The sequence below is a fragment of the Variovorax xiamenensis genome (assembly GCF_050916385.1).
Lineage (GTDB): Bacteria > Pseudomonadota > Gammaproteobacteria > Burkholderiales > Burkholderiaceae_C > Variovorax.
Genome location: NZ_CP139038.1, coordinates 5874190 through 5894662, shown reverse-complemented (window position 1 = coordinate 5894662; position 20473 = coordinate 5874190). Strand labels below are relative to the sequence as shown.

Annotated in this window: 20 protein-coding genes; 13 read left to right on the top strand and 7 right to left on the bottom strand. The window is 67.5% G+C overall.

Features of this window, described 5'->3' with window-relative positions:
* The first annotated feature begins 7 nt into the window (after window positions 1-7).
* The 11 genes from accC to SFB74_RS26855 all read left to right on the top strand — a co-directional run bounded on the left by accC (window position 8) and on the right by SFB74_RS26855 (window position 8317).
* Window positions 8-1360, top strand: coding sequence for an acetyl-CoA carboxylase biotin carboxylase subunit (gene accC / locus SFB74_RS26905; protein WP_432727459.1), 1353 nt, complete (start codon window positions 8-10; stop codon window positions 1358-1360).
* Window positions 1357-2013, top strand: coding sequence for a 5-oxoprolinase subunit PxpB (gene pxpB / locus SFB74_RS26900; RefSeq protein WP_432727458.1), 657 nt, complete (start codon window positions 1357-1359; stop codon window positions 2011-2013). Before accC ends, pxpB begins: the two co-directional genes overlap by 4 nt.
* Window positions 2010-2999: a biotin-dependent carboxyltransferase family protein gene (locus SFB74_RS26895; RefSeq protein WP_432727457.1), complete on the top strand. Its 990-nt coding sequence runs from the start codon at window positions 2010-2012 to the stop codon at window positions 2997-2999. The genes pxpB and SFB74_RS26895 overlap by 4 nt, the downstream gene beginning before the upstream one ends.
* 5 nt (window positions 3000-3004) lie before the next feature.
* Complete coding sequence (locus tag SFB74_RS26890; protein WP_432727456.1) at window positions 3005-3262, top strand: hypothetical protein; 258 nt, start codon at window positions 3005-3007, stop codon at window positions 3260-3262.
* On the top strand, window positions 3208-3387 hold the full coding sequence (locus tag SFB74_RS26885) for a biotin/lipoyl-containing protein (RefSeq protein WP_432727455.1): 180 nt from the start codon (window positions 3208-3210) through the stop codon (window positions 3385-3387). The genes SFB74_RS26890 and SFB74_RS26885 overlap by 55 nt, the downstream gene beginning before the upstream one ends.
* A gap of 22 nt (window positions 3388-3409) precedes the next feature.
* Window positions 3410-4174, top strand: a complete 765-nt coding sequence (locus tag SFB74_RS26880) for a LamB/YcsF family protein (RefSeq protein ID WP_432727453.1) — start codon at window positions 3410-3412, stop codon at window positions 4172-4174.
* A 167-nt stretch (window positions 4175-4341) separates the two neighbouring features.
* A complete protein-coding gene (locus SFB74_RS26875) occupies window positions 4342-5094 on the top strand; it encodes an SDR family oxidoreductase (RefSeq protein WP_432727452.1) in 753 nt (250 codons plus the stop codon).
* Window positions 5095-5133: 39 nt separating this feature from the next.
* Window positions 5134-5835 carry an amino acid ABC transporter permease gene (locus SFB74_RS26870; RefSeq protein ID WP_432727451.1) on the top strand — a complete coding sequence of 234 codons (702 nt, stop codon included), beginning with the start codon at window positions 5134-5136 and terminating at the stop codon, window positions 5833-5835.
* Between the two features lie 34 nt (window positions 5836-5869).
* Window positions 5870-6634 carry an amino acid ABC transporter permease gene (locus SFB74_RS26865; RefSeq protein ID WP_432727450.1) on the top strand — a complete coding sequence of 255 codons (765 nt, stop codon included), beginning with the start codon at window positions 5870-5872 and terminating at the stop codon, window positions 6632-6634.
* Window positions 6635-6678: 44 nt separating this feature from the next.
* The gene (locus SFB74_RS26860; protein WP_432732003.1) at window positions 6679-7413 is read left to right on the top strand and encodes an amino acid ABC transporter ATP-binding protein; all 735 of its coding nucleotides are present in this window, start codon (window positions 6679-6681) and stop codon (window positions 7411-7413) included.
* A gap of 61 nt (window positions 7414-7474) precedes the next feature.
* Entirely contained in the window at window positions 7475-8317 is an 843-nt protein-coding gene (locus tag SFB74_RS26855) for an ABC transporter substrate-binding protein (protein ID WP_432727448.1), read from the top strand.
* 13 nt (window positions 8318-8330) lie between these two features.
* Here SFB74_RS26855 and SFB74_RS26850 read toward each other — a convergent pair whose 3' ends face one another.
* From SFB74_RS26850 to SFB74_RS26835, 4 genes are read right to left on the bottom strand one after another with little or no spacing between them, the layout of a single operon-like run.
* Window positions 8331-10715, bottom strand: a complete 2385-nt coding sequence (locus SFB74_RS26850; RefSeq protein ID WP_432727447.1) for an LPS-assembly protein LptD — start codon at window positions 10713-10715, stop codon at window positions 8331-8333.
* A 39-nt stretch (window positions 10716-10754) separates the two neighbouring features.
* Window positions 10755-11444, bottom strand: a complete 690-nt coding sequence (locus tag SFB74_RS26845) for a response regulator (RefSeq protein ID WP_432727446.1) — start codon at window positions 11442-11444, stop codon at window positions 10755-10757.
* A 4-nt stretch (window positions 11445-11448) separates the two neighbouring features.
* Window positions 11449-12225, bottom strand: a complete 777-nt coding sequence (locus tag SFB74_RS26840; RefSeq protein WP_432727445.1) for a nuclease-related domain-containing protein — start codon at window positions 12223-12225, stop codon at window positions 11449-11451.
* 18 nt (window positions 12226-12243) lie between these two features.
* Entirely contained in the window at window positions 12244-13359 is a 1116-nt protein-coding gene (locus SFB74_RS26835; protein WP_432727443.1) for a hypothetical protein, read from the bottom strand.
* 230 nt (window positions 13360-13589) lie between these two features.
* Between SFB74_RS26835 and SFB74_RS26830 the strand changes: the two genes are divergently transcribed.
* Window positions 13590-14750, top strand: coding sequence for a porin (locus SFB74_RS26830; RefSeq protein ID WP_093210124.1), 1161 nt, complete (start codon window positions 13590-13592; stop codon window positions 14748-14750).
* 166 nt (window positions 14751-14916) lie between these two features.
* On the top strand, window positions 14917-17040 hold the full coding sequence (gene pilQ / locus SFB74_RS26825) for a type IV pilus secretin PilQ (protein ID WP_432727441.1): 2124 nt from the start codon (window positions 14917-14919) through the stop codon (window positions 17038-17040).
* A gap of 16 nt (window positions 17041-17056) precedes the next feature.
* Here the strand turns inward: pilQ and SFB74_RS26820 are convergent, their stop codons facing one another.
* The 3 genes from SFB74_RS26820 to SFB74_RS26810 form a co-directional block, all read right to left on the bottom strand.
* On the bottom strand, window positions 17057-18010 hold the full coding sequence (locus SFB74_RS26820; protein ID WP_432727440.1) for a T6SS immunity protein Tli4 family protein: 954 nt from the start codon (window positions 18008-18010) through the stop codon (window positions 17057-17059).
* A 39-nt stretch (window positions 18011-18049) separates the two neighbouring features.
* A complete protein-coding gene (locus SFB74_RS26815) occupies window positions 18050-19909 on the bottom strand; it encodes an esterase/lipase family protein (RefSeq protein WP_432727439.1) in 1860 nt (619 codons plus the stop codon).
* Window positions 19910-20142: 233 nt separating this feature from the next.
* Window positions 20143-20382, bottom strand: coding sequence for a hypothetical protein (locus SFB74_RS26810; RefSeq protein ID WP_432727437.1), 240 nt, complete (start codon window positions 20380-20382; stop codon window positions 20143-20145).
* Window positions 20383-20473 lie beyond the last annotated feature (91 nt).

Below are 20473 nucleotides of genomic sequence, written 5' to 3'. Positions count from 1 at the left end.
AGGCGCGATGTTCGATACCGTGCTCATTGCCAACCGCGGCGAGATTGCCTTGCGCATTCAGCGCGCCTGCCGGGGGCTGGGCCTTCGCACCGTGGTCGTGCACTCGGAGGCCGACCGCGACGCCATGTATGTCGCGCAGGCGGATCAGGCGCTGTGCATCGGCCCCGCAGCGCCGGGCCTGAGCTATCTCAATCAGTCCGCCATCCTGTTCGCCGCCGAGGTGAGCGGTGCGCAGGCGGTCCATCCCGGCTACGGCTTCCTTTCGGAGAACGCGGGCTTCGCGCAGCACTGCGAGGAAGCCGGCCTCGTCTTCATCGGCCCCAGCGCCGCCTGCATCCGCACCATGGGCGACAAGGTTTCGGCCAAGCGCGCGATGCGCAAGGCCGGCGTGCCCTGCGTGCCCGGCCCCGACGAGGCGCTGCCGGACGATGCCGCTGCCGTGCAGGCGCTGGCGCGCGAGATCGGCTACCCCGTCATCGTCAAGGCCGCGGGCGGCGGCGGCGGTCGCGGCATGCGCGTGGTGCACGAAGAGGCCGCGCTGCTCGACGCAATGGCCCTCACCCGCGAGGAAGCGCGCCAGGCCTTCGGCAACCCCGAGGTCTACATCGAGAAGTTCCTGTTGCATCCGCGCCATGTCGAGATCCAGGTGCTCGCCGACAGCCACGGCAACGCCGTATGGCTGGGCAGCCGCGACTGCTCGCTGCAGCGGCGCCACCAGAAGGTGATCGAGGAAGCGCCCGCGCCCGGCATCGACGACGCGCTGATGGCCGAGGTGGGCGAGCGCTGCGCGGCCGCGTGCCGGCAGATCGGCTACTGCGGCGTCGGCACCTTCGAGTTCCTCTACGAGAAGGGCGCCTTCTACTTCATCGAGATGAACACGCGCCTGCAGGTGGAGCACCCCGTGACCGAGATGACCGCCGGCATCGACATCGTGCAGCAGCAACTGCGCATGGCGCGCGGCGAGCGCCTGTCGATCGCGCAGGCCGACGTGCGCTGCCAGGGCCATGCCATCGAGTGCCGCATCAATGCCGAGAACCCCGACACCTTCGCGCCTGCGCCGGGCCGCATCACCGGCTGGCAGGTGCCCGGCGGATTCGGCGTGCGCGTCGACTCGCATGCGGGCGCGGGCTACCGCGTGCCGCCGTACTACGACTCGATGATCGCCAAGCTCATCGTGCATGGCGCGAGCCGCGCCGACGCGCTGGACCGCATGCGCCTCGCGCTCGCCGAGACGCGCGTGGAAGGCATCGCCACCAACGTGCCGCTGCACCGCGAGCTGCTGCGCGACGAGGGCTTCGCCGCCGGCGGCGTCGACATCCATCATCTCGAACGCTGGCTGCAGCAAAGGAGCGCGGCGTGAGCACGGCACCATCCATCAGCCTCCTGGGAACCACCGCGCTGCTCTTCGAGGCGCCCGGCGGCATGAACCTGCCCTCGCAGCAGCGCATCTGGGCGCTGGCGCGCGAGGCCGAAGGCTGGCCCGAGGTGCGCGAGGCCGTGCCGGGCATGAACAACCTGATGCTCAGCTTCACCCGCGCGCCGCGCCATCTCGAAGCGCTGCGCGCGCGCCTGTGCGAAGCCTGGGACGCGGCCACCGCCGTGTCGCGCGAGGGCCGCATCGTCGAGCTGCCGGTGGTCTACGGCGGCGAGGGCGGTCCGCACATGGCCGACGTGATGGCGCACACGGGCCTGGGCATCGAGGCCATCGTCGAGCTGCACAGCACGCCGCTCTATCCGGTGTATGCGCTCGGCAGCCACCCGGGCTACTGCTACCTCGGCGGTATGGACCCGCGCATCGCCACGCCCCGGCGCAAGGTGCCGGTGCTGAGCATTCCCGGCGGCGCGGTGTCCATCGGCGGCGCGCAGACGGGCGTGTCGGCGTCGGCAGGTCCCAGCGGCTGGAACACCATCGGCACCACCTCGATGGTGTTCTTCGACCCGGCGCAAGACCCGCCGGCGATGCTGCAGCCCGGCGACATGATCCGCTTCCGCGTGGAGGGCATCGTCCGATGATCGAGATACTTTCCTCCGCCGCACTCGCCACCGTGCAGGACCTGGGCCGCACCGGCAGCCTGCGCTGGGGCGTGGGCACCTCGGGCGCCATGGACAACCTCGCGCTGGCCGCCGGCAACCTGCTGCTGGGCAACGGGCTCGGCGCTGCGGCCGTCGAGATACCGGTGTTCCCGTTCAAGGTGCTCTTCGACGAGGACTGCGCCTTCGCGCTCACCGGCGCCGACTGCGCCGCCCGGCTCGACGACCAGCCCCTGCTGCCCTGGTGGGTGCACCAGGCGCGCGCCGGACAGGTGCTCACGCTGGGCCTGCCGCAAGGCGGCGCGCAGCGCGGCAGCCGCGCGGTGCTGTGCGTGGCCGGCGGCATCGACGTGCCCGAGGTGCTGGGCTCGCGCAGCACACAGCTGCGCGGTGCCTTCGGCGGCCACGAGGGCCGCGCGCTGCGCAGGGGCGACCTGCTGCGAGTGACCGGCGCGGCTGGCGCCTGCCGCACCGGCTTCGGCCTGGTGCCGCCGGCGCTCGCGCTGCCGCTGGAGCGCGATGGCGTCGCCGCGGTGCGCGTGCTGCCCGCGGCCGAATACATGGCCTTCGAGCCGGCCTCGCGCGATGCCTTCTGGGCCGGCGAATGGAAGATCACGCCGCACAGCGACCGCTACGGCTATCGGCTCGAAGGCGAGGCGCTGCGGCCGATCGCGCCGATGGAGCTGCGCTCCCACGGCATCGTGCCCGGCGTGATCCAGGTGCCGCACAGCGGGCAGCCCATCATCCAGATGCGCGACGCCCAGCCCTCGGGCGGCTACCCCAAGTTCGGCACCGTGATCGAGGCCGACATGTGGCGCCTCGGGCAGGCGCCCATCGGCAGCCACATCCGCTTCATCGAGACCACCTGGGACGAGGCGCTGGATGCCCTCGACGAGGTGCGCGCCTGGCTCGACAAGGTCGCGCGCATGGTTGAACTGCATCGCGGCGCGCCCGCCACGAGGAACTGACCGGCATGCTGGACGCTTCCCGACTCGCCGCCTGGCTGGCAGGCACCGACATCGGCCTGCTGGAGCTGCGCACGCCGCAGGGCACGCTGCGCCTTGGACGACAGGGCGACGGCATCGTCGAGCTGCCGGAGGACGAGGAGGAGATCGAGCTCGTGCCGGTCGAGGCCCCTCGCTCGGCGTCTTCCTGCACGCGCATCCGCTCGCGACCGTGCCGTTGGCGCGCATCGGTGCCCGCGTGGAGGCCGGCCAGGCCGTCGGCCTGATGAAGATCGGCCCGCTTCTGCTGCCGGTGGTCGCACCGCAGGCGGGCATCGTCGACGGCATCCGCGTGGCCGATGGCACAGCCGTCGGCTACGGCACGCCGCTGCTCGAGCTGCACCCGCTCTGACGAACAAGAGAAGGACACCCCGATGGACATCGACCTGAACGCGGATCTCGGCGAAGGCTTCGGCCCCTGGCGCATGGGCGAGGACGAGGCGCTGCTCGACATCGTCTCCTCCGCCAACGTGGCCTGCGGCTTCCACGCGGGCGACCCGGTCATCATGGACCGCACGGTGCGCATGGCGCGCCAGCGCGGCGTGGACGTGGGCGCGCACGTGGGCTTTCCGGACCTGATGGGCTTCGGCCGCCGGCAGATGCAGATCGAGGCGAAGGAGCTGGTGGCCTATGTGCTCTACCAGCTCGCCGCGCTCGACGGCATGGCCCGCACGGCGGGCCACCGCATGACGCACATGAGCTTCCATGGTGCGCTCGGCAACATGGCAGCCGCCGATGCCGCGCTGGCCGAGCCGCTGGTGCGCGCGGTGGCCGACTTCGATCCCTCGCTCACCGTCAGCACATCCGCCAGCCGCGCCATCGAGGACGCGGCCGGGCGCTGCGGCCTGCGCGTGCGCAGGACCTTCCTGGCCGACCGGGCCTGCGGCGACGACGGCCTGCTTGTGCCGCGCAAGTTGCCCGGCGCCGTGATCCACGAGCGCGAGGCGGTCCTGGCGCGCGTGCGCCAGTTGCTGGAGGACGGCACCGTCACCAGCGTCGCCGGCAAGAAGATTCCGATGCGCGTGCATTCGATCCTGCTGCACGGCGACACGCCCGGCGCCGTCGAACTGGCGCGCGCCGTGCGTGGCGTGGTCGAGCAGGCGGGGCGCGTGGTGCCCATATCGAGGCAGGCGAACTGATCGACGGGCCAGGGCACGAACATGGTGCTTACCCTTAGTCATATGCACGGATCGCGGGCGACATAAGGGGGGCTTATCGCTCCACAGCCAATCCGTCTTGGCGCCGCCAGCAGGCGCTGGCTACAGTGAAATCCAGGCAGTCACCTGCCTCAACGAAAGAACCGAACATGCCGTTTTCCGACTACAAGACCGCACTGGTGACCGGAGCCTCCTCGGGCATCGGCGCCGCCGTCGTCGAGCGCCTGAGCAAGGAAGGACTGAAGGTGCACGCGCTCGCGCGCAGCGCCGACAAGCTGGCCGACCTCGCCGCCCGCACCGGCTGCATTCCGCACGCCATCGACGTGAGCGACATCGCGGGCATCACGGCGCTCGCGAAGGAGGTCGAGTTCGACGTGCTGGTCAACAACGCCGGCGTTGACCGGCCCGGTTCCATCCTGAAGGCCGACGCCGAGGGCATCGACCTGCTGGTGGACGTGAACCTGCGCGCGGTGCTGCACCTGTGCCGTCTGGTGGTGCCCGGCATGGCCGCGCGCGACCGCGGCCACGTGGTCAACATCAGCTCCATCGCGGGCGCCTACAACTTCGGCGGCAACAGCACCTATCACGCGACCAAGGCGGCGGTGAGCATGCTGTCGCGCCAGCTGCGCATCGACTGCTTCGGCAAGCGCGTGCGCGTCACCGAGATCTGCCCGGGCCGCGTGGCCACCGACATCTTCGCGCACGTGCACGGCGATTCCGAGGACACCTACAAGCGCTTCGTCGAAGGCTTCGAGCTGCCGCAGGCGGAAGACATCGCCAACGCCATCGCCTTCGCCATCTCGGCGCCCATCGCGGTGAACGTGGGCCACATGGAAATCACGCCCACCCTGCAGGTGCCGGGCGGCCTCTCGACCACCCGGCCCGAAACGCCGCGCGGCTGAGCACCGGGTGTTCATGCACGCCAGCCAAAGGAAAAGCGCATGAAGGACTTCGACCTGCTGGCGATCCTGCTGAAGCCCGAGTTCGGCGACATGCTGCTGCACGGCATGCTCGAAACGCTGAGGATCGCGGCCGGCTCCTGGCTGCTGGCGATGACCATGGCCGTCGTGCTGCTGGTGGTGCGGCTCACGCCGAACCGCGTCGCCGAGCGCGTGGTGGCCGGCTACGTCTCCTACCACCGCAACGTGCCCACGCTGGTGCAGCTCATGTTCTGGTACTTCGGCATCTTCAGTCTGCTGCCCGACGCGCTGCAGGGCTGGCTGTCGGCCAACAACGCGGAGCGGCTGCTGTCCATCGTCGCGCTCGGCCTGTGCCAGGCGGCCTACTTCAGCGAGGACATGCGCTCGGGCCTGCGCGCTATCCCGGCCGGTCAGGCCGAGGCGGCACGCGCGCTCGGTCACGGCTATATCGGATCGATGCGCCACGTGATGCTGCCGCAGGCCATCCGCAACGCGGTGCCGGCGCTGGTCAACCACAGCGTGTCGCTCTTCAAGAACAGCAGCCTGGCCATGGCCATCGGCGTGGCCGAGCTCACGCACGCTGTGAAGGAAATCGAAAGCCAGAGCTTCCGCACCTTCGAGGCCTACAGCGTGGCCACCGTGCTCTACCTGGTGTGCTCGCTGCTCATCATGGCCGTGGGCGGATGGCTGTCGCGGCGCTACCGCATCGCAGGCGCAAGGTAAGCGGAAGAAAGAACAGAAGAAGCCAGAGGCCACGATGTACAGCGTCTACGAAATCCTCCGCGACAACTGGCTGCTGCTGCTGGTCGGCCAGTACCCCAACGGCCCGCTCGGCGGCATCGTCGCCACGCTGATCCTCTCGGTGCTGGGCATCGTGCTGGCCTTTCCGCTGTCGGTGCTGCTCGCGCTGGCGCGGCTGTCGCCCTGGCGCCTGCTGCGCTGGCCCGCCACCGTGCTGGTGTACGTGGTGCGCGGCGTGCCGCTGCTGATGGTGATCCTGTGGGTCTACTTCCTGGTGCCGCTGCTCATCGGGCGCGAGGTGTCGGGCTTCACCACCATGCTGTGCACGCTGGTGATCTACGAAGGTGCCTACCTTTCGGAGGTGGTGCGCGCGGGCATCCAGGCCCTGCCCAAGGGGCAGACCGAGGCGGCGCGCGCGCTGGGCCACAGCCACCTGGGCACCATGTGGTTCGTGATCCTTCCGCAGGCGCTCTACAACATGCTGCCGAGCATGCTGAGCCAGTTCATCTCCACCATCAAGGAGACCACGCTGGGCTACGTGATCAACGTGCAGGAGCTCACCTTCGCGGCCAACCAGATCAACAACCAGCTGCTGACCAAGCCCTTCCAGGTGTTCTTCATCCTGGCGATGACCTACTACGTGGTCTGCTTCAGCCTGACCCAGCTCACCCAATGGCTGGAGCGCCGCATCGCGCACAAGCGCCTCGGCGCCGCGCAGCCCCGACCCGCGGCCGGAGACAGCACGCCGCTTCCCTCGCCGGTGACGGCGCCGCAGCCATGACCACGACGCCCGCTCCACATCCAGCGCCCGCCAGGGACGACACCATGATCCTGTTCTCGAACATCAACAAGTGGTACGGCGACTACCAGGCGCTGGCCGACATCAACGCCGAGGTGAAGAAGGGCGAGGTGGTGGTGGTCTGCGGCCCCTCGGGCTCGGGCAAGTCCACGCTGATCCGCACCGTGAACCGGCTGGAGGAAGTGAAGTCGGGCCAGCTGCTCTTCGACGGCCACGACATCCACGCGCCCATGGGCAGCTCGGCGCTCAACAGGCTGCGCAGCCGCATCGGCTTCGTGTTCCAGAGCTTCAACCTGTTCCCGCACCTGTCGGTGATGGAGAACATCATGCTGTCGCCGATGCGCGTGCTCGGCGTGAAGCGCGCCGATGCGAAGGCCAAGGCCGGGCAGCTGCTGGAGCGCGTGGGGCTGTCGAACAAGGCGGGTGCGTATCCGGCGCAGCTCTCGGGCGGCCAGCAGCAGCGCGTGGCCATCGCCCGCGCGCTGGCGATGGAGCCGCCGGCGATGCTTTTCGACGAGCCCACCAGCGCGCTCGACCCCGAGATGGTGGGCGAGGTGCTGTCGGTGATGCGCGGGCTCGCCCACGACGGCATGACCATGATGTGCGTCACGCACGAGATGAACTTCGCCCGCGAGGTGGCCGACCGCGTCTGGTTCATGGACGCGGGGCGCATCCTGGAGAAGGCCGACCCCGCCACCTTCTTCGGCAGCCCGCAGCATCCGCGCGCGCAGCGCTTCCTGTCGGACCTGCGCGCGCACTGAGCCGCAGCGGCCCTTCATTTCCTTTTTCTTCCTCGCCTCGAATCCCATACAAGGAGTTCCCATGTCGAACCAGACCGTCCTTCGTCTCTCCATCGTCGGTGCATGTCTTTGCGCGGCCTCGCTTATCGCGCATGCCGACCAGTGGAGCGACATCAGCCAGCGCAAGGAACTCAAGTGCGGCACCTTCGCCGACGTGCCTCCCTTCGCCGCGCCCGACCCCAAGACGCGCGAGATGGTGGGCCACGACGTCGACCTGTGCAATGCGCTCGCCAAGGAGCTGGGCCTCACGGCCAAGGTCACGCCGCTGTCGGTGGAAGCGCGCGTGCCCGAGGTGAAGCTGGGTCGCGTCGACGTGACCATCGCGAACCTGGCCTACACCAAGAGCCGCGGCGAGCAGATCCAGTTCAGCGACCCGTATTACGTGGCCAAGGAAATGCTGGCCGTGAAGGCCTCCGACCCCGGCACCACCAAGGCCGACTTCAAGGGCAAGCGCCTGAGCTCGACCAAGGGCTCGACCTCCGAGCTGTCGATCAAGATGAACGGCTCCGAGCCGGTCACCTTCCAGGACACGGGCTCGGCCTTCATGGCGGTGCAGCAGAACAAGTCGGTGGGCATGGTCGCCAACACCATGACCATCACCAAGCTGGTCAACCAGTCGAAGACCGGCGGCGTGGCACTGAAGATGATCTCCGAGCCCATGGTGCTGCAGCCGGTAGGTATCGGCATGAAGAAAGACGAACCCGTGCTGCTCGCCAAGGTGAATGCCGCGCTCTACGCGCTGGAGAAGTCGGGCGAGCTCGACCGCCTCTGGGCCAAGTGGCTGGGTCCGAATACCGAATACAAGATGGTGCGCGAGGAGAAGGTTACGCCGCTGGCCGAGCTCAAGTTCGAGATGCTGCCCTGAGCCGGGCCGGGCCTCAGTCGTAGTTGGTGAATCGGCTGGGCTCCTGCGTCTGCGGATTCAGCGGCTGGTAGCCCTGGATGTTCTGCAGCAGCGTGCTCGTGGGGTTCGAGCCGATGTTGCCGAAGCCGTTGAACTGGATCTGAAACATCAGCCGCGTGTCGGGCGTGGTGCGGCCCGACACCAGCCGCTCGAGCACCACGCGGCCCACCCAGCAGCAGGCGTTGTACTCGGCGCCGATCAGGCTGTCCGACATCGCGCGGTCGTGCAGGCTGTAGCTCAGCCGGCCCACCGCGTACCAGCGTCCCGGATCGGTCGGCGACTTGCCGCCGATGAGCCCGCGCGTCAGCTCGCTCAGCGGCCACTGCCAGTTGAAGTCCACCGTCTTCGTGCCGTCGTTGGCCGTGGTGGTGCTGTCGGCCTGGTAGCGGAAGGCCGCGGTGAGCGTGTGGTAGGGCGCTGGCGTATAGCGCAGCGTGAGCGCGTCGCGCGTGCTCTTGCCGGTGTCCATGTTGTACTGGGCCAGGCCGTCGATGCTCCATTTGGGGTTCCAGTGCACCTGTCCGCCCAGGATGAAGTCGCCCGAGCGGTCGGTCACCGCGGTGCCGCCCGGCAGCGTGACGTTCTGGTCGCTGAAGCGAAAGCGCTGCGCGATGCCGAAGCGCGCCGACTCGGCGCCGGTGGCGGGGTCGATCAGCCGCGTGGTCACGCCGGTGGTCAGCGTGTTGGTGTCGGAGATGCGGTCGTTGCCCGAGAAGGCGTTCTCGGTGTACAGCGTGGCGAAGCTGATGTCGTTGGCGGCCGTGTCGTACACCGGCAGCTGGCTCTGGTCGCGGTAGGGCGTGCGAACGTAGAAGGCGCGCGGCTCCAGCGTCTGGCGCCAGGCGCGGCCGAACAGGCTGGTGTCGCGCTCGAACACCAGGCCGCTGTCGAGGCTCACTGTGGGCACCACGCTGCTGATCGAAGTCGCGCCGCTGGCCAGCGGCGAGTCGAGCTGGTAGGAGGCGGTGTGCAGCAGCAGCTTCGGAATGACGTAGCCGCCCGGCGTGATCCACGGCCGGCTGATCTGCAGGTTGCCCACCATGCGCTCGCCGTTGGGCTGCTTGATGCCGTTGAGCGTGGGCGAGTAGGCCGAATCGACCTCGAAGCGCGAGTAGTCCAGCGTGCCCGAAACGTCGAAGCCGTGCCAGTCGTACTTGTTGTAGTTGGCCGTGATCTGCGGCACGCGGTTGTATGACGGCGTGATCGGCGAGGCCGCGTACTGCAGCGTCTGGTAGGAAAGGGTGCGCGCCTGGCCGCTCCAGTCGCCCTTGCTCCAGTTGAGATCGAACTCGTTGGTGAGCGTGCGCGAGGTCAGCGTGGGCGAATGCGTGAAGTCGCGCCAGTAGTCGTCGTCGCTCACGCGGTTGATGTTGAACGAGGTGCTCAGCGAATCCAGCCCGAAGGGCTTGGGGTCGAACTGCTGGCTGTGCTTGGCCCACAGGCCCCAGCGGTTGCGCTCGCGCAGGCTGTCGCCGGGCATCTCGTCGATGCGGATCTGACCGCTGTAGGTCTTCTCCAGGTAGCGGAACTCTGTGCCCACGTTCACGCCCCGGTTGCTCATGATCTGCGGGTACAGCGTGAGGTCGCGGTTGGGCGCGATGTTCCAGTAGTACGGCTGCAGGTACTCGAAGCCGTTGGTGGTGTCGAAGCCGATCACCGGCGGCAGCAGGCCGCTCTGGCGTGCGTTGTTCAGCGGAAAGCTCACCGACGGTATCGGCGGCGTGGTGATGCCGAGGAAGGTGATCTGCGCGTCGGTGGCTGTCGCGAGGTTGGTGTCGGAGTCGGTAGTCATCGTGACCGCCGTGAGCATCCACGCGGGCATCCAGCCCGGGCGGTTCTCGCGCAGGCAGGTGGTGTAGGTGACGTGCCGCGCCACCGACACCTTCGGGTCGACGAAGTCGATGCGCTCGGCCTCGCCGTGCGCGCCGTTGGCCAGCAGCGTGTAGCGCACGTGGTCGAAGAAGCCCTCGAAGCTCTCGACCTTCAGGTGCAGCTCTGGCCCTTCGTACACGTTGCCGGCCTGGTTCAGGTGCACGTTGCCGGTGGCCGTGGCGAGGTCGCCCGGCGGCTGGTATTCGAGGCGGTCGGCCGTGATGCGCGTGTCGCCGCGCCGCAGCGAGGCATTGCCTTCCACCGTCACCTCGAGGTCGGGGCGTCCACCCAGCCTGTCGCCATCGACGATGCTGGGGCGCAGCCCGCGTTCGGCCGGTGCGATGGTCTCGGCCAGTTCGGGCGTGCGGCGCAGGGTGAGCGGCGCCTCGGTCCAGGTGTCCTGTGCCGTGGCCGTCTGCGCGCGCAGCATGAGCAGCGAAAGCAGCACCATCGGCGGCAGCGGAAGACCGCGCCAGCGTAGTTTCATGTGAGAAGAAGAATGTCCGAGAAGGAAGCCGGCGCCCGTTCAGGCGTCCTGCCTGGCCTGCGATTCCCATGCGAAGCCGACGCCGTAGACCGAGCGGATCCAGTCGTGCGCGGCCGAGACGGTGGCCAGCTTCTTCCTGAGGTTCTTGATGTGCGTGTCGACCACGCGCTCGTTGACGTCCAGCGCTTCGGGGAACGCGGCTTCGAGCAGCTTGGAGCGCGTCAGCACCTTGCCCGGCTCCTTCGAGAGCGCGCGCAGCAGCAGCGACTCGCGGCGCGTGAGCGGAAGGTAGTGCCCGTCGAGGATCGCGCAGCCGCGCACCGCGCCGAAGGTGATCGGCATGCCCGGGCGCGCCACGCGCTGGCGCTGTGCATAGCGGCGCAGCACCGTGTCGATGCGCACCGCCACTTCCCTCGGCGAGAAGGGCTTGCAGACGTAGTCGTCGGCGCCGAGTTCGAAGCCGCGCAGCCGGTCGGACTCCTGCGCGAGCGCGGTCAGCATGATGATCGGGTGGTCGCTGCGCGCGCGGATCTTCTCCAGGATCTGCAGGCCGCTGATGCGCGGCAGTTCCACGTCGAGCAGGGTGAGCGCGGGTGGCGAGGTCAGGATGCGGTGCAGCGCGACCGCGCCGTCGTCGATGTGCTCGGCCTCGTGCCCGGCGCGGCGCAGCTCGTCGAACAGCACCGAGGAGGCGTCGTGCCCTTCCTCCACCAGCAGGATGCGGCTCATCGCGTCATTGGAGCTTCAGGGGGCCGGGGTGCGCGGTCCTGGCCTGGGCGTTCGCGGGGTGCGGAGCCTGAGGAGCGCGGTCGCGGCAGTTGCGCATGTGGTCGTCCACCGTCAGGTCGCCCTGCAGGTCGGTCAGCAGCTGCAGCGTGCGGTCGATGGCGGCGTTGTCGAGCATCGGGTAGCCCTGCTCGTTGCGGCCGTTGTTGCGTGCCACGCGGGCGATGTAGGGAAGGTCCTGCGGCGTGATGACGACGGTGGGCATCACGCCTTCGAGTTCCACGCCCTCGAACGGCAGTAGCACGAAGTACTGCACGCGCAGGTCGGTCGGCATCAGGCTGCGCAGGTGCGTGGTCTTGCGGCCGCACTGCCAGGCCGGGTCTTTCACCTCGCGCGCCAGCGAGTGCCCGTGCTGGCGCAGGAACCAGCGCGGCACCGTGTGCGTCGAGGTCTTGCGGTAGACCACCGCGTTGCGCCAGCCCTTCACCTCGAACAGGTACACGCCGGCCTCGCACACCAGTGCCACGTCGAAGCGGGCAGTGGGCACGGCGCTGCCTTCGTACATGGGAATGACGAGATCGCGCAGCACATGCATGCGGCCGAAGGCGGGCTGGAACGCGGCGGCGAGCTGCTGGATGGCCAGCGTGGTCGCGGCGTTGCTCGCCGGTTCGATGTCGGGAGCGCAGATGCGGCGCGCGAGCGCGGCGGGGTCGGGCTTCTTGTGTCCGTGGCCGGCCAGTGTCAGCACGGGGCGGGCAGGAATCTTGTGCAGGGCAGTGGTCATTCGAGGCTCCTTCGGAACTCAAGGATTGCGCAACTTTCGGGAGACTTTGTGCAGAAACGGCAATTGCCCGATCTGTCCTGTCAGTCCCGTCTGTTCGACCTGCGCGGAGCGCGGGTCGGCGATGGTGTCGATCGATGCGCCGCTTCCGATGCTTCCCATGAGAACGACCCACGCGAGCGCGAGCTCGCCGTTGGCCGCGGCCAGCACGTGCAGGTCGAGCAGCAGGCCCTGGAAGTCCTCCATGAGCTGCACTTCGGAAATCTCGCCACGGTCGCGGCGCTGCTTCGATGCCTTGAAGCCCGTGCGCGCATTCACGACGCGCGCATATGCGGTGTTGGCGATGTCGCTTTGCATCTGCAGGCGGCGCAGCGCCTCGGCGACCTGTTCGCGCGCCTGCGCGACGGCGCGTGCGTAGAGCGGCTTGCCGGGCACTTCGATGTTCTGCGCCTCTTCTGCCTCGGCATCGATGGTGCCCGAGGGCATCGCCGTCGGGTCGGCGTCGTAGAGCGCGGCGGCGAGGTTGACGTCGTTCCTGTTGGCAAGCACGGCCATCGGCAGCTCGCGCGGCACTTCGGCCGCGAAGCGGGGCAGGGACTTGTCCTGCAGCGCGTCGGCGAGCATTTCGCCGAGTGCCGCTTCGGTCATGTGGCACTGCCTGGCGAGATAGGCGATGTAGCTCGCGCGTTGGGCCTGCAGCTTCTCGATGGTGGCCTGTGCACTGGATTGCCGCTGTGCGAGCTGCTGCGCGAAGTCGTCGTGCGGCAGCGCCGCGCCCTTGATGAGCATCGTCTGCCGCGCGACGGCCGAGCGCGTGTTCTCCAGGTAGCCGAGCTCCAGTGTCTTCACCTTGAGCGCGATGTAGGCCGCCGCGACGCCGGCCTCGGCACTGCTGCCGTTCGCGCCGTTCGACGCGGCCATCAGCCTGTCCATCGCGGGGTCTTCGAAGGCGGACCACCACGAGCGTGCGTCCGCCTGCGTGCGCGAGGATGCGGTGGATGCTCTCTGCGCCGCATGGTCGACGAACATGCCCGCGGCCAGCCGCGAGGTGCGATGGACCATCGCGATGCTCGTGCTGGCGCATGCGATGGAGAGTCCGCCGCACACTGCCGCCATCAGGGTTCGTGAACGCTTCACCTTCGGGTCTCCAGCTTCGTCATGCATGGATCTTTTCAGGCGATCTGGGAGAAATTTGAAGGACCGTGTAACGGCCACGCACGTGGGTCTGGTGTGGCTCTGATGTGCGCGCACAACACTCGGTGCGCCAGAAAACCAAACCACCAAATTCCTCCCGAATTGGACGAAACGATGCGTACAGCCGGTCGATACCGAACGGCCGCATCAGACCTGAAACTGGAGAACCCTGAATGAAGAAAACCCTCACGGCATTCGCTGCCCTGGCCGTCTGCGGCCTGGCTTCTGCCCAATCGTCGGTCACGCTGTTCGGCGTCGTGGACGCCGGCCTGACCTACCAGTCGACGACCTCGCGCGACACCACCACCGGCGCGTCGGTCAAGCAAAGCAAGACGAGCCTGGGCAACTCCGCCTACAACTCCAGCCGCATCGGCTTCCGCGGCACCGAGGACCTCGGCGGCGGGCTGGCCGCGAGCTTCTGGCTCGAAGCGCCCATCACCAACGACGACGGCGCCACCGGCATCTCCACCTTCTCGCGCCGCTCCACCGTGAGCCTGTCGGGTGGCTTCGGCGAACTGCGCCTGGGCCGCGACTACACGCCCACCTTCTGGAACGACACCGTCTTCGACCCGTTCGGCACCAACGGCTCGGGCACGAACGTGATCAGCACCGTCAGCGGCAACACCACCATCAACAACGCCAACTACGTGCGCGCCAGCAACTCGATCGGCTACTTCCTGCCGCCGAACCTGGGCGGCTTCTACGGCCAGGTGCAGTACAGCCTGCACGAGAACGCCAGCACCGACGCGACCAGCACCACCGCAGCCTCGAGCAGCAGCGCGGGCCGTTACGTCGGTGGCCGCTTCGGCTATGCCAACGGTCCTCTGGACGTGGCGCTGGGCGTGGGCCGCAGCACCGTGGTGGACACCACCGCGCTGGAGCGCAGCGTGCAGACCATCAACCTGGGCGCTTCGTACGACTTCGGTCCGGTGAAGCTGTTCGGTGAACTCTCGAACGTGAAGAACAAGTTCGACTACTCGGCAGCGGCCGACAGGCACGACAGCTACAACGGCTACCTGATCGGCGCGACCGTGCCGGTGGGTGCGGGCCTGATCCGCGTGGCGTACTCGCAGGTTCGCTACAACGAGGGTACGGCCGGCATCACGGGCGAAGACCCGCTGGCGCGCAAGTTCGCGATCGGCTACGTGCACAACCTGTCCAAGCGCACGGCGCTGTATGCGACGGTGGCGCGCGTGAACAACCGCAACGACGTGAACTACACGGGCAGCCTGGTGTCGGCGAGCACGACCGGCTACGGCAGCACGGGCACCAGCTACACCGGCCTGCCGCGCTCTTCCACCGGCTACGACTTCGGCATCCGCCACGCGTTCTGATCGTCTGATCGCGTGAGGATGTGACGGGACAGCGCGGCCGCCGCAATGGCGCCGCGCTGTCCGTTCCGGCGGTGCGCAACGGCTTGCGCGCTCTCCGGAACACGCTGCGCTCGGGAGGGAACCTCAGGGCAGCGAGGAGAAGGTGCCGCATTTCAAGGCAGGTCAAATGAACAAACAGATATTCGCGCTCGCGCGCCGGTTGCGCGCGTACGTGTTCCTGCTCGTCGCCTTCGGGTCGCTCGCGGCGGCGCAGGCGCAGAACAGGATCGAGTCGGTCACGGGCTCCCTGCAGGCAGGCAGCGAAGTGCTGCGTGTCGATTTCTCCGAGCCGCTGACGGCGGAACCCAACGGCTTCGCCATCCAGTCGCCCGCGCGCATCGCGCTCGACTTTCCCGGCATGAGCAGCAGCCTGGGCCGCGAGGCCATCGAAATGAACCAGGGCAACCTGCGCTCCGTGAACGTGGTGCAGGCCGGCGAACGCACGCGCCTCGTGCTCAACCTGAAGCAGGCGACTGCCTACAAGGCCGAGCTGCGCGGCAAGTCGCTGCTGGTGACGCTGCAGTCCGCCGCGGGCCCGGCGCTGGCGACTCCAGCATCGGCCACCTTTGCGGAGAACCGCAACCGCGACGTGCTGCCGCTGCGCGACGTCGACTTCCGCCTGGGCACCGAGGGCGCGGGCCGCGTGATCGTGAGCCTGCCCAACGACCAGGTCGGCGTGGACATCCGCCAGCAGGGCAAGGGCCTCGTCGTCGAATTCACGAAGTCGCAGCTGCCCGAGGGCCTGAACCGCAAGCTCGACGTGGCCGACTTCGGAACCCCGGTGCAGACGGTGAGCCTGCAGCAGGCCGGCGACCGGGTGCGCATGGTGATCGAGCCGCGCGGCGACTGGGAGCACAGCGCCTACCAGAGCAACAGCCAGTTCGTGGTGGAAGTGCGCCCGCGCAAGATCGACCCGACCAAGCTGACGCAAGGCGTGGGCTACAACGGCGAGAAGCTGTCGCTCAACTTCCAGAACATCGAGATCCGCTCGCTGTTGCAGGTGATCGCGGACTTCACCAGCTTCAACATCGTCACCTCCGACTCGGTCACGGGCTCGCTCACGCTGCGGCTGAAGGACGTGCCGTGGGACCAGGCGCTGGACATCATCCTGGAGGCGAAGAACCTCGGCATGCGCAAGAACGGCAGCGTGCTGCGCATCGCGCCGGAGGACGAGCTCAACGCCAAGGACAAGATCAAGGCCGAGGCCCAGGCCACGCTGCAGGGGCTCGAGCAGTTGCGCACGCAGTCGTTCCAGCTCAACTATGCGAAGGCGGCCACAGTGGCGCAGGGGCTCTCGGGCACCGGTACGAGCGCGGGCGGAGGCAGCGGCAGCTCGGGCGGTGCGACGCGCATCCTGAGCGCGCGCGGCAGCGTGCTGGCCGAGGTGCGCACCAACCAGCTCTTCGTGACCGACATTCCCTCGCGCCTCTCGCAGGTGGCCGAGCTCATCCAGAAGCTCGACGTGCCGATCCGGCAGGTGCTGATCGAGGCGCGCTTCGTCGAGGCGACCGACACCTTCAGCAAGTCGCTGGGCGCAAAGCTGGGCGGCGGCTTCGTCAATGCGAACTCGTCGGTGGGCGTGACGCCTTCGGTGAGTTCCAGCACCACCGGCGGCGTGACCACCACCACGAGCACCAACACCTATTCGAGCACGAGCTTCGTCAACCTGCCTGCGACCAGCAGCACCGGCGACGCGGTCGGCACCTTCGCGCTGTCGCTCTTCAACTCGGGCCTCACGAAGATGCTCAACCTCGAGATCTCGGCGCTGGAGGCGGATGGCAAGGGCAAGGTGGTGTCGAGCCCGCGCGTGGTGACGGCCGACCAGACCAAGGCGCTGATCGAGCAGGGCACCGAGCTGCCCTACCAGGTGGCGACATCGAGCGGCGCGACCTCCATCGCGTTCCGCAAGGCCAACCTCAAGCTGGAGGTGACGCCGCAGATCACGCCCGAGGGCAACATCATCCTGGCGCTGGACGTCAACAAGGACACCGTGGGCCAGTCGACCACCGCGGGCTACGCCATCAACACCAAGCACATCCAGACCGAAGTGCTGGTGGAGAACGGCGGCACGGTCGTCATCGGCGGGGTCTTCGAGCTGACCGACACCAACTCGGAATCGCGCGTGCCGGTGCTGGGCGAGCTGCCGATGGTCGGCGCGCTGTTCCGCACCCGCAGCCGGGTCAACAACAAGACCGAGATGCTGATCTTCATCAGCCCGAAGATGATCTCGGACCGCAACGCGGCGCGTTGAGCGAAGGGCCGTCGTTCTACCTGATCGCCACCGCCTCGGCCGGGGCGCCCGGCACCGCCACGCGGAACTTGAGGCCATCGAGCAGCTTGTCCCACAGCGCGATGGCCTCTTCGTCGTTGACCGACGAAGCCGCCGCCGCGCCCACGCGATCGGAGGCCACCTTGGTGAACATCGCCGCATGCAGCAGCGCGGGACGCGCGACGTTGCCGGTTTCGCCGATGAACATCCATTCGAACTCGTGCGAGCCGTCGGCTTCGCGGACCAGCGACTCCTCGCCGTCCCAGCCGTGGACTTTCTTCTTGCCCTCGCGCAGCGTCGTCAGCCTGGGATAGCTGCTGCCGGCGTCTCGCTTGCGGTCGTTGATGAGCTTGAGCAGGCCGTAGCCATTGCTGCCCTTCGTGCTCTGGCTCTGGTTGCTCTGGACGCTGAACACGACGTCGGGCAGGGCCGCCATGTGCAAGCCGGCTTGAGACAAAGCCGGGCCTCGGGAGCCGTCGACGCGGGTGAAGCCGTATTCATGGCAAAGGCCCTGATCCGTGGGGACTTCGTTGGGCTCGCGTGCGCGCAGGTTGCTGGCGGTCTCGACGGTATATCGAAGTATCGAATCTGCGGTTATGTTGTTGCTCTTGGCCGTGGTGTTGCCGCCGACAAAAATGTGAGGCCCCACGACGTAGTAGACATCAAAGCTCTCCAGTCCATACTTGGGCGCAAGGTCATCGTCGTAAGACCGAATCAACCAAGTGTTTGGTGCGGGTCCGGGGCCAACGAAATTGATCTTGGCCGTTTTGTCCTTTGCCAGGATTCTTGCCTGTTCGGCGGCCAACACTTTCTCGATGTCATTGGCTTGGTTCGGCAGCGTCGGAAAGTCGCGTCCGAACGCCAGCCTCGAATCTATCGGAGCGGTCAGTACATAGCGTCCGAAGCACAGCAGCTTGGTGTGCTCGAACAATTTCTCAATGCGTCTGTTCATGTGTTGGGTCCTCCATTTGCTATTGCCTTTTGGGGTGTTTCAGTACTCCTCCGCCCACCAAGCCGAGTCGAAATCTGCGGCGATACGCGCAATGCCATAGAGCGTGGCCGCACCGGCATTGGCGTTGCTGTAGCTGGATTGGTGGTCGTAGCCCGTCTGTACGAACTTGGCCTTGGCGCGCACCTTGTTGGCGCTGCGTTCCACGGGCACTGTGCCGTCGCTGGGCGTCATCGGGGGCTGAAGCCTGAGCTTGAGTACCTCGCCCCCGTTGCCTTTCACCCGCAAGATTCCTTGTCCGTCGTCGCCTTCGTTGCCGGGCAGTGGCGTCCACGTCGACGGGGCACCTGCCACGATGGGATCGCCGTCGACTACTCGCCACACCAGATCATTCCAAGCTGGTTGTTTCGGGTCGCTGCCGTAGTGTGCGTAGGTGCGTTCGTGGAAAGTGTCTTGGATGGCGTTGGCGAATCTCATCGCGTTCACTATTCGCTTCATCGTGGCTTCCAGGCCTATTTGGGCCGTCGGCTTTCCTCCTTCTTCCTTGGGCTTTCCGGCCTGTTTCGCCGGATCGATCCAATCCGGATTGATCAACCTCCACCACTTGTCCCGGTCGAGCGTGTAGATCTCGCTCACCGCGTCACTGCTGGGCCATTTCGCCAGGAACTTGCCGTTGTCGTCCTGCACCTGCAGCCACTGCGTACCGTAGGCGGCTGCCGGCAACAGCTCCAGGCCGCCCTGTGCATTGGCCAGCACCGCCGTCACTTCCTCGCCGTTGTCGCCCAGGACGCTCTGCGTGATGCCGCCTACCAACTGGGACTTCAGATGCCACCAGGGCTTGTTGCTGCCCTCGAAGCCCGCGCGCATGCGCTTGTACGCGGCGGCCGCGCCGGTGGTGGGCATCACCCCATGCACCACGCCCAGGATGCGATGCCTGATGGCGCCGTAGTCCGCGTGCATCATCGCCCGCGCCAGGATGCCGCCCATGCTGTGCGTGACGACGATGACGCCGGGGCAGTCGAAGCCGTTGTGGTTGTAGGTGTCGATCAGCAGCTCGATCTTCTTCGCAAGCTGCCTGCCTTCCTCGCCGTTGCTCCTGAGCCAGTTGTAGCCGAAGGCGTGCACCGGATACCAGCAGTTGCCGATCTTGCGGATGTCGTCCTCGCTCAGCGGCTGCGCGTCGTGGACGCCGAAGCTCGACGGCGGCCGGCCGATCAGCGCCTCGGGGTTGCTCTTGTCGAGCCATGCCGGTGAGACGACGTACTTCTTGCCTTCCCGTCGCAGCATGTCGTTGAGCTGGCGCTCCATCAATTGCAGGATGCTGCCGTAGGCGTCGAACATCACTTCGCTCCATCCTCGTGCGCGGGCCTTCTGCGCGGCGGTGAAGCTTTGCTGGTTGCTCGCCAGCGGGTGCGTCGGGTCGGCCTTCGGATCGGTGATGAGCAGCTTGCTGACGTCGCCCAGGTCGTCGGGCACGTTGTCGTGGCGCTGGTCGGAGCTGATGGTCGCGGAGCCCGTGGCATCGAAGCGGCGGCCTTGCTTGCCTTCGATCTTTTCGTCGGTGACCTTGTAGCGGTCGACTTCCACTTCGTCCGGGTCCAGCCGCATCTGGCGGGCTGCCGCGCTTGCGTTGCGCCGCGAGAAGGCGTCGCCTTTCTTGTCGGGTGACCACGAGAGGTTGTCGCTGCGTTTGAGCAGCGCCTGCCGCTCGCGGGACAGGCGCAGGTTGCTGCCCATGATGCCGGGCAGGAACACGATCGGGATGAGCTTGCCCGGGGGCACGCGCACTCGGATCTTTCTCCTGTCGTCGAGCGGGGTCGTCACGGCGGTGACTTCCGCGAAACCACCCAGGCCCAGACTGAAGTCCAGCCAGATGTCCTCTTCTTCTCCCTGCACAGCCATTGTTTGGCCCTCCCTGCTGGCGTGTGCGCGTCGCAGTGTCCGGGTCGTGCCGGGCGTGGTCGCCCAGGATGGGCCACGATGTGAGCGCGCTTCAAAATAGTTTGATCCGACTATATGAGGCGCACTTTCATTTTCAATGACGGAGCACAGGATCGGTCGCGATGCGTGAAGAAGTGCGCGCGGCGCGCGGTGGCAATGCATCCGCGCTTCGAGAAGAGGTGGTCGTCGGGCTGCTATCCGGCCGGGTTCGGATCGACGCAATGGCGCAGCTCGGCTTCTTCCTGCTCCACCCAGTGCGTCCCCACGCCGTGAGCCCGGTTGCCGGCATCGACGGCCGCCTGGAAGGCTGCGCGCACCGCAGGCGTATCGGGCTCCCACAGCCAGTACCCTTCGACGACGTGCCCGAACAGCCCCGTGCAGGGCAGGCGCCAGCGCAGACGGATCCACGGGCGCGAAGCTGCAGGAGTGCACATGCCGGCGAGTCTGCGCGGTGATGTGGGAGGGATCTTGAGGGCTCGCTCGTGGGCAAGAGGCCGATCGATCAGGAGCGCGCCTGCAACGCCC

Excerpts from the sequence above, each read along its gene's own strand:
- accC (WP_432727459.1), top strand. The coding sequence starts at position 8 with ATGTTCGATACCGTGCTCATTGCCAACCGCGGCGAGATTGCCTTGCGC.
- SFB74_RS26895 (WP_432727457.1), top strand. The coding sequence starts at position 2,010 with ATGATCGAGATACTTTCCTCCGCCGCACTCGCCACCGTGCAGGACCTG.
- SFB74_RS26890 (WP_432727456.1), top strand. The coding sequence starts at position 3,005 with ATGCTGGACGCTTCCCGACTCGCCGCCTGGCTGGCAGGCACCGACATC.
- SFB74_RS26880 (WP_432727453.1), top strand. The coding sequence starts at position 3,410 with ATGGACATCGACCTGAACGCGGATCTCGGCGAAGGCTTCGGCCCCTGG.
- SFB74_RS26875 (WP_432727452.1), top strand. The coding sequence starts at position 4,342 with ATGCCGTTTTCCGACTACAAGACCGCACTGGTGACCGGAGCCTCCTCG.
- SFB74_RS26870 (WP_432727451.1), top strand. The coding sequence starts at position 5,134 with ATGAAGGACTTCGACCTGCTGGCGATCCTGCTGAAGCCCGAGTTCGGC.
- SFB74_RS26865 (WP_432727450.1), top strand. The coding sequence starts at position 5,870 with ATGTACAGCGTCTACGAAATCCTCCGCGACAACTGGCTGCTGCTGCTG.
- SFB74_RS26860 (WP_432732003.1), top strand. The coding sequence starts at position 6,679 with ATGATCCTGTTCTCGAACATCAACAAGTGGTACGGCGACTACCAGGCG.
- SFB74_RS26855 (WP_432727448.1), top strand. The coding sequence starts at position 7,475 with ATGTCGAACCAGACCGTCCTTCGTCTCTCCATCGTCGGTGCATGTCTT.
- SFB74_RS26850 (WP_432727447.1), bottom strand. The coding sequence starts at position 10,715 with ATGAAACTACGCTGGCGCGGTCTTCCGCTGCCGCCGATGGTGCTGCTT.
- SFB74_RS26845 (WP_432727446.1), bottom strand. The coding sequence starts at position 11,444 with ATGAGCCGCATCCTGCTGGTGGAGGAAGGGCACGACGCCTCCTCGGTG.
- SFB74_RS26840 (WP_432727445.1), bottom strand. The coding sequence starts at position 12,225 with ATGACCACTGCCCTGCACAAGATTCCTGCCCGCCCCGTGCTGACACTG.
- SFB74_RS26830 (WP_093210124.1), top strand. The coding sequence starts at position 13,590 with ATGAAGAAAACCCTCACGGCATTCGCTGCCCTGGCCGTCTGCGGCCTG.
- pilQ (WP_432727441.1), top strand. The coding sequence starts at position 14,917 with ATGAACAAACAGATATTCGCGCTCGCGCGCCGGTTGCGCGCGTACGTG.
- SFB74_RS26820 (WP_432727440.1), bottom strand. The coding sequence starts at position 18,010 with ATGAACAGACGCATTGAGAAATTGTTCGAGCACACCAAGCTGCTGTGC.
- SFB74_RS26815 (WP_432727439.1), bottom strand. The coding sequence starts at position 19,909 with ATGGCTGTGCAGGGAGAAGAAGAGGACATCTGGCTGGACTTCAGTCTG.
- SFB74_RS26810 (WP_432727437.1), bottom strand. The coding sequence starts at position 20,382 with ATGTGCACTCCTGCAGCTTCGCGCCCGTGGATCCGTCTGCGCTGGCGC.